At 69.6% G+C, this 14,571-nt stretch carries 16 protein-coding genes; 3 read left to right on the forward strand and 13 right to left on the reverse strand.

Annotated elements, in window-relative coordinates; all coding sequences use genetic code 11:
* Positions 1–162: 162 nt before the first annotated feature.
* The 13 genes from ndk to D0Z08_RS02060 form a co-directional block, all read right to left on the reverse strand.
* Entirely contained in the window at positions 163–579 is a 417-nt protein-coding gene (gene ndk / locus D0Z08_RS02000; RefSeq protein WP_118922109.1) for a nucleoside-diphosphate kinase, read from the reverse strand.
* A gap of 24 nt (positions 580–603) precedes the next feature.
* Entirely contained in the window at positions 604–1,197 is a 594-nt protein-coding gene (locus tag D0Z08_RS02005; RefSeq protein ID WP_118922111.1) for a hypothetical protein, read from the reverse strand.
* 5 nt (positions 1,198–1,202) lie between these two features.
* Positions 1,203–2,279 carry an MlaD family protein gene (locus tag D0Z08_RS02010; RefSeq protein WP_118922112.1) on the reverse strand — a complete coding sequence of 359 codons (1,077 nt, stop codon included), beginning with the start codon at positions 2,277–2,279 and terminating at the stop codon, positions 1,203–1,205.
* Positions 2,276–3,352: an MCE family protein gene (locus tag D0Z08_RS02015; RefSeq protein ID WP_182481094.1), complete on the reverse strand. Its 1,077-nt coding sequence runs from the start codon at positions 3,350–3,352 to the stop codon at positions 2,276–2,278. The genes D0Z08_RS02010 and D0Z08_RS02015 overlap by 4 nt, the downstream gene beginning before the upstream one ends.
* Entirely contained in the window at positions 3,349–4,416 is a 1,068-nt protein-coding gene (locus tag D0Z08_RS02020; protein ID WP_118922116.1) for an MCE family protein, read from the reverse strand. The genes D0Z08_RS02015 and D0Z08_RS02020 overlap by 4 nt, the downstream gene beginning before the upstream one ends.
* 1 nt (position 4,417) lies before the next feature.
* Entirely contained in the window at positions 4,418–5,392 is a 975-nt protein-coding gene (locus D0Z08_RS02025) for an MCE family protein (RefSeq protein WP_147381286.1), read from the reverse strand.
* Entirely contained in the window at positions 5,389–6,423 is a 1,035-nt protein-coding gene (locus D0Z08_RS02030) for an MCE family protein (protein ID WP_182481095.1), read from the reverse strand. Before D0Z08_RS02030 ends, D0Z08_RS02025 begins: the two co-directional genes overlap by 4 nt.
* Positions 6,416–7,465 (reverse strand): MCE family protein, encoded by a 1,050-nt coding sequence (locus D0Z08_RS02035; RefSeq protein WP_118922122.1) that lies wholly within the window; start codon positions 7,463–7,465, stop codon positions 6,416–6,418. Before D0Z08_RS02035 ends, D0Z08_RS02030 begins: the two co-directional genes overlap by 8 nt.
* A gap of 2 nt (positions 7,466–7,467) precedes the next feature.
* The gene (locus tag D0Z08_RS02040; RefSeq protein ID WP_245993525.1) at positions 7,468–8,343 is read right to left on the reverse strand and encodes an MlaE family ABC transporter permease; all 876 of its coding nucleotides are present in this window, start codon (positions 8,341–8,343) and stop codon (positions 7,468–7,470) included.
* Positions 8,343–9,197, reverse strand: coding sequence for an MlaE family ABC transporter permease (locus tag D0Z08_RS02045; protein ID WP_245993529.1), 855 nt, complete (start codon positions 9,195–9,197; stop codon positions 8,343–8,345). The genes D0Z08_RS02040 and D0Z08_RS02045 overlap by 1 nt, the downstream gene beginning before the upstream one ends.
* A 152-nt stretch (positions 9,198–9,349) precedes the next feature.
* Positions 9,350–10,111, reverse strand: coding sequence for a hypothetical protein (locus D0Z08_RS02050; RefSeq protein WP_118922126.1), 762 nt, complete (start codon positions 10,109–10,111; stop codon positions 9,350–9,352).
* Positions 10,108–10,704 carry a TetR/AcrR family transcriptional regulator gene (locus D0Z08_RS02055; protein ID WP_118922128.1) on the reverse strand — a complete coding sequence of 199 codons (597 nt, stop codon included), beginning with the start codon at positions 10,702–10,704 and terminating at the stop codon, positions 10,108–10,110. The genes D0Z08_RS02050 and D0Z08_RS02055 overlap by 4 nt, the downstream gene beginning before the upstream one ends.
* A gap of 48 nt (positions 10,705–10,752) precedes the next feature.
* Positions 10,753–11,346, reverse strand: a complete 594-nt coding sequence (locus D0Z08_RS02060; protein ID WP_118922130.1) for a TetR/AcrR family transcriptional regulator — start codon at positions 11,344–11,346, stop codon at positions 10,753–10,755.
* 77 nt (positions 11,347–11,423) lie between these two features.
* Here D0Z08_RS02060 and D0Z08_RS02065 point away from each other — a divergent pair, with 77 nt between their 5' ends.
* Genes D0Z08_RS02065 through D0Z08_RS02075 form a run of 3 tightly spaced genes read left to right on the forward strand, consistent with a single transcriptional unit; the run spans position 11,424 to position 14,570 of the window.
* A complete protein-coding gene (locus D0Z08_RS02065) occupies positions 11,424–12,272 on the forward strand; it encodes an SDR family oxidoreductase (protein ID WP_118922727.1) in 849 nt (282 codons plus the stop codon).
* On the forward strand, positions 12,269–13,696 hold the full coding sequence (locus tag D0Z08_RS02070; RefSeq protein ID WP_118922132.1) for a cytochrome P450: 1,428 nt from the start codon (positions 12,269–12,271) through the stop codon (positions 13,694–13,696). The genes D0Z08_RS02065 and D0Z08_RS02070 overlap by 4 nt, the downstream gene beginning before the upstream one ends.
* Before the next feature lies 1 nt (position 13,697).
* Positions 13,698–14,570, forward strand: a complete 873-nt coding sequence (locus D0Z08_RS02075) for an oxygenase MpaB family protein (RefSeq protein ID WP_118922134.1) — start codon at positions 13,698–13,700, stop codon at positions 14,568–14,570.
* The last annotated feature ends 1 nt before the right edge of the window (position 14,571 follow it).

Below are 14,571 nucleotides of genomic sequence, written 5' to 3' on the forward strand. Positions count from 1 at the left end.
GCCGTGCGCGACGGGGAAGCCGGTGCACCCCGCACAGGCGGTACGCCGGGGGTGGACCCCGTGCGCACGATCCGGGATCCCCCGCCTGTGAGCGTAGGTAACCGGCCACCTGTCACAGCGGAAACACGCCGTGATAGGTGGTGCCGATGTGACTCGTGTGAATCAGGCAGGGACGAGCGAAGGGAACCAGAGCGCGATCTCGCGCTCGGCGGACTCCGGGGAGTCGGAGCCGTGGACCAGGTTCTCGCGGTTGGAGAGCGACAGGTCGCCGCGGATGGTGCCGGGGGCGGCCTTGCGGCCGTCGGTGGCGCCGTTGATCGCGCGGACGACCTCGATCGCCTCGTCGCCCTCGAGGACCAGCGCGACGAGCGGGCCGCTGGTGACGAAGTCGCGCAGGGGCGGGTAGAAGCCCTTCTCGACGTGCTCGTGGTAGTGCGCGTCGGCCTGGGTGGCGTCGATCAGGCGCTGCTCGAGCGCGACGATGGTGAGGCCCTTGGCCTCGAACCGCGCGAGCACGTTGCCCACGAGACCACGGCGAACGGCGTCGGGCTTGATCAGGACGAGGGTGCGTTGAGTCACGGCGGGGACTCTACCCACGGGTGATCACTGGAACTGCAGCTGGACCATCTCGTCGACCAGCCACGCATTCCCCTCGCGGACCATGGTCAGCTCGACACCGCTGCGGGCGTGGAGCGGTTCGCCTCCCTCGCGGCGGATCTCCTTGTCAACGAGGGTCTGATCGGTGAAGACCAGGACCTTCACCGTGTCGACGTCCTCGACCGTGGCGGCGGAGTCGACGACGCGACCGCGGCTCACGAGCTTGCCCGGCCCGATCAGCTTCTTCTCGAGTCCCTCGAGCGCCTCCGGGGAGTACTCCTCCTGGAACTTGTCGGTGCCGCTCGTGATCACCCAGGTCATGTCGTCCTGGTAGGTGCGGTAGTCGTAGGTCAACCAGGCGACGACGATCCGTTCCGCCTCCTCGGTGGCTGCCGACTCGGCGTCGGCGAGGTCCTCGCGGTCGGACCGGTCCTGCCACAGCAGGAAGCACCCGACCAGGGAAGCGACCAGGAGGATCGCCAACGCCGCGCACGCGATCGGCCAGCGGAGGCTGCGCGACGTCCCGGCTTCGGCCTTGGTCTCGGCCGCAGCGTCGGTGTCGGTGTCGGTCTCGGCGGGTTGGTCCACGTCGTTCGTCATCGCTTTCACCGTAGTGGTCCGGGCGCCCACTGCGCGCCGCGCTGGGAGGCGGGCGCACTCTTCGGGCAGTGACCGCCGTCTTGCAAGGGGTGCCGCTCGGTCTCCCGCGGGCTGCGCTCGACGTGGCCGTAGCCGCAGTACTCGAAGTGCTCGAAGAAGCCGTTCAGGTGGACGGCGCCGCCATGGATCGCGCCCGAGAGCGCCCGGAAGCCACGGGGGTAGTCCCGGAGCAGCGCCCGCAGGTGCGGGTCGCGGGCAGCCGCGAAGTCGGCCAGCGTGATGTAGGGATCGAGGTAGTCGGCCAGGATGTCGTCGACGTCGCGGACCAGCCGGCGCAGCTCCTCGATCTGTCCGGGAGCCCGATCGAGCAGCCGGACGAGCACCGGGTCGATCGTGCGCAGCCACGCGGTGAACACCGAGGTGTTGCGGGTGATGGAGTCGAACTCCGGGACCAGGTCGGCTCCGAGCCGGAGCAGCCGGTCGCCGTTGTCGAGCAGCCGCTGCGTCATCTTCCAGCGGGCGTCGAACTCGTCGAGGAGGGACGCACCCTGCACCACCATCCGCTGCAGGTCGTCCTCCGTCCCCTTGAGCCCGTTGGCGGTCTCGGTGAGGACGGTGCGGAGCGCCTTCGCGTCGATCTGCTCGATCAGGTTGTTGAGGTTGATCGCCGTCGTGGCCAGGGTGGTGGGCAGGTCGCCGGCCCGGCCCACGATCGTGTCCCCGCTCTCGAGGTACGGCTCCCCGTCGGCGGTGGGCTGGAAGTCGATGTACTGCTCGCCCACGGGCGACAGGCTCCTCACCTTGGGGCGGGCATCGACCGGTACGTCGGCCGACGCGTCGAGGCGTACCTTCGCCTCGATGCCGATCTCGGTGAGCTCGAGATCGGTCACCTTGCCCACGCGGACGCCGCGGTAGGTGACCTCGGACCCCTCGTAGAGACCACCGCTGCGGGGCAGCTCGACCGTCACGATCACCGGACGCTCGGTGAGGGGCGTCCTCAGCGCGACCCCGAACAGGTAGAGCAGGCAGAGCACCATCGACGTGACGATGCCGGTGATGCTGAAGATGTTCCTGCGCGTCATCGACGTCCCCCGCCCAGCAGCTCGAGTCCCGGGAGCAGCGGTTGCCGGTCCCTGCCGGCGTCCTCGGCGCGGTCGTTGGCGGGCCGCTGCAGGCCGGTGACGGGTCCCAGGAAGTTGAGCTGGGTCTCGTCGATGTGGAGCAGAGCTCGCAGCGGCAGCGTCTCGCCGGGCACGGTCATCACGATCTGGTTGGCGACTGCGATCAGCGCCTCCAGGCCGGGCCGGAGCTGCGAGCGGGTCGAGAGGACGGCGTCGGCGACGGGCCCGAGGTCCTGCAGGATGGCCAGCAGCGGGTCGTCGACCTCGAGGACCAGCCGCTTCGCCGTACGGGCGAGGTCCTCGGCACCGGTGAGGAGCGCGACGACCTTGTCGGTGTCCCTGCCCAGGGCCTCGAACGCAGGCCCGACCTCGCGGAGCGCGCGCCGGATCGTGCCTCGTCGGGCATCGAGCGCCTGGGAGACGTCCCGCAGCGCGACCAGGGTCCGGGTGATGTCCCCACGGCTGCCGTTCGCCGCCCGCAGGAAGCTGGTGACCCGGCGCAAGCTCATCCTGATCTCGTCCTCGCGGCCGCCGAGCGTCGCGTTGAGCTCCTCGGCGATCACCTGCAGCTCCCCGAGGCGACCGCCGTTGATCAGGGTGGACGCCGCAGCCAGCGCGTCCTCCACCGAGGGTGCCGTCGTCGTCTTGCGCAGGGCGAACTGGTCGTCGTCGCCGAGGTTGTCGGGTGACCTGCCCGGGGTGACCTGGACGAACAGCTCGCCGAGCGGGGTGTCGTAGCGGAGTCGCGCGGAGGAGTCGCGCGGGATCTCCACGGACTCCTTGATCTCCATCGTGACCTCAGCCTTGAAGTCCTCCGCCTCGACCGCCTGGACCCGGCCGACGGACACTCCGTTGACCTTCACCTGTGCGCCTTGCGCCAGGTTGAGCGCCTGGTCGAACACGGCCGAGACCTGATAGGTGTCACCGCCCACGCCCGATCCCGGGAGCGGCAGGTCCTTGTAGCCCGTCGAGCAGCCCGCCACCCCGATCGCCAGGCCGACGACCGCCAGTGCCCGCAGGCCCCGGGGCCTCACGGGTTCGCTCCCTGCTGGCGGCCGCCGAGCAGGTTGCCGAGCAGCTCGGAGAGATCGGGGAACGTCCCCAGGTTGCACACGGGCCCGAGCAGCTGGCAGATCTGCTCGAACAACGGAGCCAGGCCCAGCAGCTGGGCCGGGGCACCTCGCACCCAGACGTGCCCGTCCGGGCCGGCCGTGTTGGCGACGTTCGCGGTGGCCAACGGCAGCACCTCGATGGTCTCCGCGAGGTCGCGGCGGCTCTCCATCAGGTTGCTGATCAGCGTCTGCACATCGACGAGGCTCGCCTTCACCGTCCCGCGGTTCTCCTTGCTGAACCGGGTGATCCGGTCGACGGTGGTGGACACGCCCTGGAGCACGTCCGCGATCGTGCCGCGCTCGGAGTTGAGGAGCTCGATGGCGCCGCCCAGGTTGCGGACGAAGGTGCGGACCAGCTCCTCGTTGTCGACCAGGCCACGCGCCAGTCGGTCGAGCGAGGCCATGGTGGCGAAGATGTTGTCGCGCTGACCGTGCACGGTGTCCACCAGGTTGGCGAGGCCGTTGACGGCTCCCCGCAGCTCGTCACTGTTGCCGCTGAACGCGGCCGCCGTCACCTGGAGCACCTCGCGGAGCCCGTTGGTGACGTTCGGCGTCTTGGTCAGGGAAGCCGCGAGGTCGGAGAGCGAGGCCAGGACCTCGTCGAAGTCGACCGGGGTGCGGGTGCGCTCCAACGGGATCGTGGCGCCGGACGCCATCTCCTCCCCGCCGTCGTAGACCGGCGTGAGCTCGACGTACCGGTCGGTCGCCGCCGAGCGCGAGACCACGACCGCCGCGGCGTCAGCGGGGATCGTGATGTTGTCGTCGGTGACCTCCAGGGTGACCTCGACGACGTCGCCCTTCGGCTCCATCTTGGTGATCCTGCCGACCGGGACGCCCATGACGCCGACGTCGTTGCCGACGTACAGCCCCGCGGCCTCCTCGAAGACGACGGTGATCTCGAGGTCGCCACCGTCTCCCAGCGGCGCACAACCGCCGACCGACCCGAGCAGCAGCAGGCAAGCACCTGCGACGAAGGTCCGTCTCATCTCAGCATCCCCCCACCGGGCCGCAGCGGACCTTGTCAGGGACGTTCTCCTTGAAGAGGAGGTTCGCGAACGGCCCGTCGCCGGTGGCGTTGGCGAAGTAGCGCGACGTGACCGCCAGGTTGTGCAGTGCCTCGCGCAGCTCCTCGTCACGGGCGGTCAGCACCCCGACCACGGACTCGAGGTCCTGCAGCATCGGTCGCAGGTCGTCCTCGTTGTCGTCGAGGATCCCGTTGATCGACGCCGTGATCGACGTGATGTCCCGCAACAGGTCCCGGATCGCCTCGCGCCTCCGGACCAGCTCGCCGATCACGAGGTTGGACTGCTCCATCAGCTGCACCAGGTCGGACGTGCCGTCGGACAGCTGGTCGGAGATCAACCGCGACGCCTCCAGCAGCTCGGCGATCTGTCCGTCGCGCTGGGTGATGACCCTCGAGAGCCGGGCGATGCCGTTGAAGGCGGGCTTCAGGCGCGGCCCGGCTGCCCGGAGCGTGTCGGCGACGACGCTCAGCGCCTGGCTGATCTTGACGGCGTCGATCTGGTTGACGGCCTTCGTGCCCTCGTCGATCACGTCCTGCAGGTTGAACGGGACGCTCGTGTGGGCGATCGGGATCGTGTCGTCGGACAGGTCGCCCTCCCCCCGCGGGGTGATCGCGAGGTAGTGGGTGCCGAGCAGGGTGCCGACCTTCACCTCGGCCCGCGTCTGCGAACCGAGCTCGATGTCGTCGCTGACCGTGAACTCCACCACCACGTGGTTGCCGTCGACCTTCACGCTGCGCACCTCGCCGACCTCGACGCCGGCGATCTGGACGCCCTCCTTGGCCCGGAGCCCGGCCGTGTGGCTGAACTCCGCCCGGTAGGTGTGGGCGCCGAACGGGATCACGCTGATCACCAGTACGGCGGCGCCGAACACGCCCAGCGCGACGAAGGCAGCGATGCCGATCCGGAAGGGCTGGTCACGGTTGAGGAGCATCCTCATCGGCACACCTCCGAGTAGCCGCCGGGGAGGGTCGAGGTCCTGACCGTGAGAGCGCCGAGGTCGAGATCGAGGTCGCAGAAGTAGAAGGTCAGCGCGTTGCGGTAGGACAGCACCCGCGAGAGCGTGCCCATCAGGGCCCCGAAGCCGTCGATCGCCCCGGCGAACCGCTCCTCCTCCGAGGCGTACATGTCGAGCAGGGCCTTGGCCTTCTCCACATCGGCGCTCAGCGGGCCGCGGACGTTGCGCAGGAAGGTCTCGCTGGTGTCGATCACCTGGGAGATGTCGTCGATCGTGCGGCCGAACTCCTTGCGGTGCCGGGCCAGCCCGGACATGAACGCGGTCAGCTGGCGGATGGTCCCCCGCAGCTCGTCACCCTGGCCGGCCAGGTCGACGAGGACGGGGGTCAACCCGTCCATCACCTCGGCGAACAGGTCGTCGCGGTCGGCGAGGTAGTCGGTCAGCTGGGCGGTCTGGCCGAGCAGGTCGGCGACCGTGCCGCCCTCGCCCTGGAGGACCTTGATCACCGACTCGGAGAGCTTGTTGACGTCGTCGGGCTCGAGCACGTCGAACAGCGGACGGAAGCCGTTGAGCAGGGCGGTCAGGTCGAAGCCGGGGCTGGTGCGCTCGATCGGGACCGTGTCGCCCTCGGACATCTCGGAGCCGCGCTTGGCCGGCTGGACCAGCGACACGTAGCGCTGCCCGAGCAGGTTCTGGTAGCGCATCACCAGCGTCGAGTTGGACAGCAGGGGCTGGTCGGAGCTCAGCGTGAACGTCACCATCGCCGTGCGTCGGGTCTCCTCGTCGACCTCGATCCCGGTGATCTTGCCGACCTGGACGCCGGCCACGCGAACGTCGTCACCGAGCCGGAGCCCGCTAACGTTGGCGAACTCGGCGGAGAACTCCCGGTTCTCCCCGTCGACCTCGTCGGCCATGGTGTTGGCCAGCAGGACCAGCAGCAGTGCCGAGATCGAGAAGAACGCGATGACCTTGACGTAGACCGCCTTGACCCGGAGCTTGGGCGCGTTAACCACAGTTGCCCCCCTGCCGTGAGCCGTAGCGCGGGCAGTCGGCCCGCGTGTAGTCGTCGGGACCGTTGCTGAAGATGTAGCCCTCGACCCGCGCGTAGCCGTCCTCGAGCACCGACAGCAGCTTGGTCGAGACCTCGCCGGTGGCCAGCAAGGTGTTGCGGACGCCGTCGCGCTCGTCGTTGAGGGTGTCGACCAACGTGACGGACAGCGACAGCGCGCGGAGGTAGTCGCGCTCGTGCTCGAGCAGGAAGTCGTGCGTGTCCTGCACGAGCGTGAGGCCGCCATCGAGCAGAGCGGTGATCTTGTCGCGCCGGTCGACCAGGTTGCCGAGGGTCACCAGCGCGTCGTCCGTGGCATCCAGCAGCTCGGGGGCGTTGCGCGCGACCGCGTCGAGGTTGACCGCGAGCAGCCGCAGGTCCTCGCGGAGGCGCGGGATCATCGGCGCGAACCGCGTCGTGTATCGGCTGAGGGTGTCGAAGGCGACCCCGAGGTCGTCGCCGCGCCCGTCGAGCACCGTCGACAGGGTGTGCAGCGCGGTGGCGAGCTCGGCCGGACCGAGCGCGTCGACCAGGGTGTCGATGCTGTCGAGCGCGCTCTGGAGCTCGAGCGTGCCCTGCGACTCGTCCTGGAGGATGATGGCGTCGGCCTCGAGCGGGTCGCCGCGCTCCTCGCCGGGCGGCAGCACCAGGTCGACGTACGACGTGCCGAAGACCGACGCCGGGAGCACCCGGGCGCGCACGCCGCTCGGGATCTGGTCGACCTGGTCCTTGTCGATCTCGAGGTCGAGGCGCACCTGCCGGGCGTCGCCCTCGACGGAGGTCACCTTGCCGACGACCATGCCGCGCATCTTGACGTCGACGCCGCCGCGGATCGCGCCGCCGGCCGACCGGAGCTCGGCCGTGACGGGCACGGCGTCGGAGAACACGCCGTTGAGCTTGAGGGTCATCGCACCGAGGAGCAGCAGGAAGACGGCAAGGACGGCCACCCCCTGGATCGCCAGCTGGCTCCGGGTGGGCTCACCGTGGCTGGACCTGAAGATCGCCATGGCTAACCCGAGATCCTGATGCCGGGGTCGGTGCCGTAGAAGAACAGCGTGAACAGCATGCTCAGCACGATCACGCTGACGATGCTGGCGCGGATCGCGCGGCCGGTCGCCTCGCCGACGCCGGCCGGGCCACCCGCGGCGTTCATCCCGTACCAGCAGTGGATCAGCGCCACCACCAGCGTGAACACGAGGATCTTGAGGGTCGAGATCATCAGGTCGCGCCCGGACAGGAACTGGCCGAAGTAGTGGTCGTAGGTGCCACCGGACTGACCGAACAGGATGGTGACCACCGATCTGGACGCGATCCACGAGCCGATCAGGCCGATGAAGTAGAGCGGCAGGATCGCCGTCATCGTGGCCGCGACCCGGGTGGCGACGAGGTACTGCATCGGCGGGACCGCCATCACGCTGAGCGCGTCGATCTCCTCGTGCAGCTTCATCGACCCCAGCTGCGAGGTGAACCGACAGCCGACCTGGGTGGCGAGTGCGAGGGAGGCGATCAGGGGGGCGAGCTCGCGGGTGCTGACGCCGGCGTTGATGGCACCGGTCAGCGGACCGAGGCTCAACAGCTCGAGGCCGCTGAAGCCCTCGATGCCGAGCGAGGTGCCGGCCGCCACCGAGAGCAGCACCATGATGCCGATCGTGCCGCCGCCGATCAGGAGCGCGCCGGTGCCCCAGGCGATGTCGGTCAGCTGGCGCAGGTACTCGCTCGGATAGCGCTTGAGCGTGACGGGGATCGAGCCGACCGCCTTGACGGCGAAGGCGCCGAACGAGCCCAGCCGGGCGAGCACGCTCATCAGGCCGTCGATGACACCGATGACCTGGTCGCCGACCACGCGACCGAGCCGGCCGCTGCCGAGGTTGCCCGCCGTCGCCATCAGACGAGCCTCTGCGGGACGAGCATCACGTAGATCTGGGTGATGCCGACGTTGACGAGTGCGAGCAGGATGACGCTGAGCACCACGGACTGGTTGACCGCGTCCGCCACGCCCTTGGGGCCGCCCCGGGCGTGGAGCCCCTTGTGGGCGGCGACCATGACCGCGATGAACCCGAAGATCGCCGACTTGAGCACCGCCATGACCAGGTCGAGGCTCTGGCCGAACGAGATGAACGCCCCCAGGTAGGTGCCGGAGCTGACCGCCCCGGAGCCGACCACGAGCGCGTAGCCGGTCATGATCGCGGTGGTCGCGACCACGGCGCTCAGGCACACGCCCACGATCACCGCTGCGACCAGGCGGGGGGCGACCAGCCGCTGGACCGGCGAGATGCCCATCACCATCAGCGCGTCGATCTCCTCGCGGACGGTGCGGGCGCCCAGGTCGGCGGTCACGGCCGCGCCGACGACGCCGGCGATCATGATCGCCGCGACCAACGGTGCCGCCTGCCGCATCACACCGATGGCGTTGACGGCGCCGATGAAGGAGTTGGCGCCGATCTGGCTGGCGACGCCGCCGACCTGGACCGAGACGATCACCCCGAACGGGATCGACACGAGAACCGTCGGCAGGAGTGACACCCGCGTCATGAACCACGCCTGGAGGAAGAACTCGTCCCACGAGAACTGGCCGCGCACGATGCCGGTGGATGCTGCGACGGTCGCGTCCCAGGCCAGTACGACGATCTCACCCGCGGTGTTGACCCCCGTCTTCGCGTGGTCGACGAGGATGTCGACCACGCCGCGAGCGCCGGCTACCGCGCTCGCCACGACATCGAGCTCTTGCTCTCGAACCACACGACAACGGCCCCCTGGAGTGCCTCGTTCGAACAGGTGCTAATCCCAACGCTTAACAGGTGCTAATGGTCACGCAATCCGGAACCATAGCCGAAGTCGGCCCCGCCCGTGAGGGGCGTCACCGATTGATCCCAACCGGCGGTCCAGGCTCGTCAGCCGGCCTGTCGGCGGAGCCGCTCCAGCTCCTTGAGGGTGATGACCCGCGCGGCCGGCGGCGGCACGATGTCGGCGGCCGCGTCCCAGTCGACCCAGGTGAACTGCGCACCGCCGGTGTCCAGGTCGTTGGCGCGGCGGAGCAGCCGACCGGACTCGTCGAACCAGAACTCGGTGACGTCGGGGCCCCCGGCCCACTCGGTCGGGTCCGCTGCGGACTCGGTCTGCACCTGGTAGCGGCGGGCCGGCACGCCGCCGACGACATCGTCGCCGTTGTAGCGCACCTCGGTGATCGCTTCGCGGAGCAGGTCGATCTGGCTGCGGGGATCGGCCTCCTGCATCACCGAGTCGGCCAGCCCCGCGTCGTCGGCACCGATGTCGACCCACAGTCCCCGGGACTCGGGGACCAACATGTAGGCGGCACCGCCGACGGTGCGGAGGCTGATCCAGCCACCCTCGACCTGCCAGTCGGTGATCCGGACGTCGACGTTCATCCCGTCCGCGTCGTACTCGACGACACCGCGACCGCGGAGCCGGGTCGGCCCCTGGACGTCGAAGGCGACCTGGGCCGAGGCCCCGTCGACGAAGCTCGCCTCGATCGCGTCGACGAAGTCGTCGACATCGACCCGCTCGCCCTTCTCCGCGTCCTCGAGGGCGGGGAGGCCCTCCGAGGAGTCGTCGTCGCCGCAGGCCGTCAGGCCGGCGACCATCAGGACCGAGGCAACCAGTACGGCGCCCGCCCGGCCCGTCGTACGGCTCACCCGACGACCTCGGGCACCAGCTCGATCAGGCTGACCAACGCGTGGGACAGCACGGTCTGGACCCGGCTGCGGTCGAGCCGGCCCGACTCGAGCCACTCCCACAGGGCCTGGTACGCGAACTCACCGAAGCAGGCGACCACCGCGCGGGCGGCCGGTGGCGCCGCGGCCGGGTCGCTCATCGCCGTCGCCAGGACGCTGTCGATCGTGCCCTCGTGCATCTCCCGCAGGATCCCCCGGATCACCGGGTCGCTGTGCGAGCCGGTGTGCACCCGGTGCAGCGCCAGGTAGGACTCCCGGTGGGAGTCCACCTCGTCCAACCACCGGGCGACCACCTTGTCGGCGGCTGCGCCGAGGTCGTCCGACGCCACCAGCCCGCTCAGTGACGGCAGCGTCGGAGTCCGGACGGTCCGGTTCATCACGGCGAGGTAGAGGTCCCGCTTGGAGCCGAACTCGTGATAGAGCCAACCTCGGTTGACGCCCGCCTCGTTGGCGATCGCGACGGTCGAGACCTTGTCGTAGTGGTTGCTCGCGAAGTGCCGCGACGCCGCACGCAGGATGCGGTCCCGTCGATCGGTGACGCCGTCGGCTGACATGCGCGCCAATCTACAGGGAACCGGACAGGTGCTAAGCCCTGGAGCCGATCAGTCGCTCTCACCGCCCAGCAGGGGCACCAGGTAGCGCGTCGCGAAGGCGCGGGTCGCGACGTCGTCGTGCATCGGGATCCGGCCTTCCGGCGCCAGCACCAGGCTCAACGCGAGCCGGGCCTGGATCTCGGCCACGATGTCGGCATCCACACCGAGGTAGCGGCCCTCGGCCTGCAGGTCGCGGATCCAGCCCGCCAGGTAGTCACGGACCATCACCATGATCTGGTCGACCAGCTCGCCCGGGGGCACAGCCCCTCCGTCGTAGTCGCTGTCGCCGCGGAGCAGCCGGACCAGGAGCTGGCGGTCTGCGACGGTGTGTGCGAAGGCCGTGAAGCCCGCGGCCGCTTGGCCCTCGATCGTCGTCTCGTCCGCGAGGGCCGCGTCCACGACCCGGACCACCTTGACCGCCTCGTGCAGCAGCAGCGCCCGGACCAGCTCCATCTTCCGCGGGAACCGGCGATAGACGGTGGCGACCCCGAGCCCCGCCGCGTCGGCGATCTGGTTCATCGTCGTCCGGCGGACGCCGCCCTCGGCGACGACCGCGTAGGCGGCCTCGAGGATCCGCACCGTCGCCGGGTCCTCGAGGTTCATGTCGCAGACCCTAGCCGCGGAAGCGGCCCAATGATAGATTCCGATGCAGTTTCTATCACCTCAGTGTGGAGGTCCCCTTGTCTGAATCCGCCGAGCAACTCAAGGGACGGGTCGTCGCCATCACCGGCGCCGGACGGGGCATCGGCGCGGCCACGGCCGCAGCCCTCACCCGGGAGGGGGCACGCGTCGCGATCGGCGACATCGACCTCGACATCGCGAAAGCGACCGCGGAGCGGATCGGCGGCGACACCCTGGCGCTCCCCCTCGACGTCACGTCGGCCGGCAGCGTCGCGGCCTTCATGGACACGGTCGAGTCGAACCTCGGCCCGATCGACGTCTACATCAACAACGCCGGCGTGATGCCGCTGTCCTGCCTCCTCGACGAGGACGACGCCACCATCGACCGGATCTTCGCCATCAACACCCGCGCCATGATCCACGGCACCCGGGAGGCGGCCCGCCGGATGCTTCCGCGCGGGCACGGCCACATCATCAACGTCGCCTCGACCGCCGGCAAGGCCGGCATCGCGGGCAGCGCGACCTACAGTGCCTCGAAGGCAGCGGTCATCCAGTACACCGAGGGCGCCTACGCCGAGCTGCACCCGCAGGGGCTGGACTTCTCGATCGTGATGCCGGGGATCACCCGCACCGAGCTGACCGCCGGCGTCGAGGACATGCCGGCGTTCCGGGCGATCACGCCGGAGTTGGTGGCGGACGCGATCGTCGCCGCCGTGCTGAAGCCGCGGCTCGAGGTCTTCGTGCCCGCGTCGGCCCGGCCGCTGTTCAACATCACCCGGCTGCTGCCGTTCAGCGTCGGCCAGTGGATCGGCAAGAAGATGGGAGCCGACCACGTGTTCATGGACGCACTCGACAGGCCGGAGCGGTCGTCGTACGAAGCCCGGGCAACGGGGAAGGACCCGCAATGAGGATCACGAAGCCGACGCTCCTCCACTTCCCCGGCGACGGGCTGCTCACGGCCGCCGGCGAGCGGATCGGCACGGCCCCGGTCGCGCTCGCCGAGCCTCCGGCCGGGAGCCAGCTGAAGCCGGTGATGGGCGAGCTCGGGCTCCCGGTGGTCGGCAAGACCCTGGAGATGATCCGCGAGGGCTGGGACTCGAGCCCCGAGATGTACGAGAAGTACGGCGACGTCTTCTGGGTCCGCGCCTTCGGCACCAAGGTAGCGATGGTGATCGGTCCGGACGCCGTGCAGGAGGTCCTGCAGAACAAGGGCAAGGTCTACTCGCAGTCCGGGTGGGAGTACTTCATCGGCCCCTTCTTCACCCGTGGCCTGATGCTGCTCGACGGCCAGGAGCACCTGCTGCACCGGCGGATCATGCAGGAGGCGTTCACCCGTCCACGTCTCGAGGCCTACCAGGGCCGCATCGAGCGCATCATCGGCCGCGTCGTCCCCACTTGGCCGACCGACGAGCCGATGCTGATGTATCCCGCGGTCAAGTCGCTGTCCCTGGACGTCGCGACCGAGATCTTCATGGGCACCGAGCCGAACGACGAAACCCACGGGCTGACGCAGGCGTTCATCGACGCCGTCCGCGCCGGCACCGGGCTGATCCGGACGCCGTTGCCGCTGCTGCCGACCCGGTGGAACAAGGGCCTGCAGGGGCGCAAGGTCCTCGATGCGTACTTCCGCTCGCAGATCCCGGCCAAGCGGGCGTCGGACGACGACGACCTGTTCGCCGCGCTGTGCCACGTCGAGACCGACGACGGCATGAAGTTCACCGACGACGACATCGTCAGCCACATGATCTTCCTGATGATGGCCGCCCACGACACCTCGACCATCACCGCGACGGCCATGGCCTACTACTTCGCCAAGTTCCCGGAGTGGCAGGACAAGGCCCGTGCCGAGTCGCTCGCGCTGGGCACCTCGACCCCGACGATCGACGAGCTCGACAGCCTGGCGACCCTGGACCTGGTGTTCAAGGAGGCGATGCGCCTGGTCGCGCCGGTGCCGGCACTGGTGCGGCGGGCGACCGAGGACACCGAGCTCGCGGGACGGTTCGTCCCCAAGGGCACCATCGTGGTCGTCGGTCCAGGAGCGGTCCACTCGATCGGTGACCACTGGGTCAACGCCAACGAGTTCGACCCGCTCCGCCACGCCGAGCCCCGCAACGAGCACAAGGCGCACCGCTACGGCTTCGTGCCCTTCGGCGGCGGCGCGCACAAGTGCATCGGGATGGCGTTCGGCACCAACGAGGTCAAGGCGCTGCTCCACACGATGCTGACGACGTACCAGTTCGAGATCCCCGCGGACTACGAGATCGAGTGGGACCACACCTCGCTCGTCATGCCGACCGACGACTTCCCCGTGACCCTGCGTCCCCTGGCGTGAGATGACGTACGACGACTTCCGGGTGCTGCCCGGCGTGCCGCTGGGCCCGGACTCCCTCACCTGGCGGCTGTTCGGCGATCAGCGGATGATGCTCGTCGGGATGCGCGCCGGCCTGCTCCAGACCATGCACCCGGCGATCAACCAGGCGCTCCGGGAACACGACTCGACGTACTTCCAGGGCCCGATGAAGCGGATCCTGCGCTCACTCCCGCAGATCCTCGGCGTGGTCTACGACGCGGATGCCCGGGCGACCGCGGCGAGGGTCCGCGACTACCACAAGCCGCTGGTCGGCGTCCTTCCCGACGGCAACCGCTACAGCGCCCTCAACCCGGACGTCTTCTACTGGCCGCACGCGACCTTCTTCGAGATGCAGATCGCGCTGCGGGAGCACTTCGGTAAGCCGCTGTCGGGCGGTGCCAAGGAGCGCCTGTTCCAGGAGTCGCGGCAGTGGTACTCCCTCTACGGCGTGTCCGCGACGGGCACGCCCACGACCTACGCGGAGTTCCGGGCCTACTGGGACCACATGGTGTCCGACGTGCTGGAGCCGAACGCCATCGCCCGCTCGACCTTCAACCGCACCAAGCGCGGCATCTTCGGTCCGTCCCCGACCAGGTACCTGCCCGAGCTGCTGTGGCGCCCGCTCTCCGACACGCAGTTCGACGCCATGGCCTGGGTGCTGCGCGGCACCTTCCCAGCCGAGCTGCGGGACCGGATGGGGCTCGACTGGAGCGCCGCCGAGGAGCTGAGGCTGCGCGCGATCGGCGCCGGCATCCAGCACACGTTCGGCCGGCTCCCGCTGCAGGCACGCCTGCTTCCGCAGGCCCGTCAGGCCTGGCGGCGCGAGGCCGAGGACCCGACCCGCCTGGTCGGCTGAT

The sequence above is a fragment of the Nocardioides immobilis genome (assembly GCF_003515065.1).
GTDB classification, from domain to species: Bacteria; Actinomycetota; Actinomycetes; order Propionibacteriales; family Nocardioidaceae; genus Nocardioides; species Nocardioides immobilis.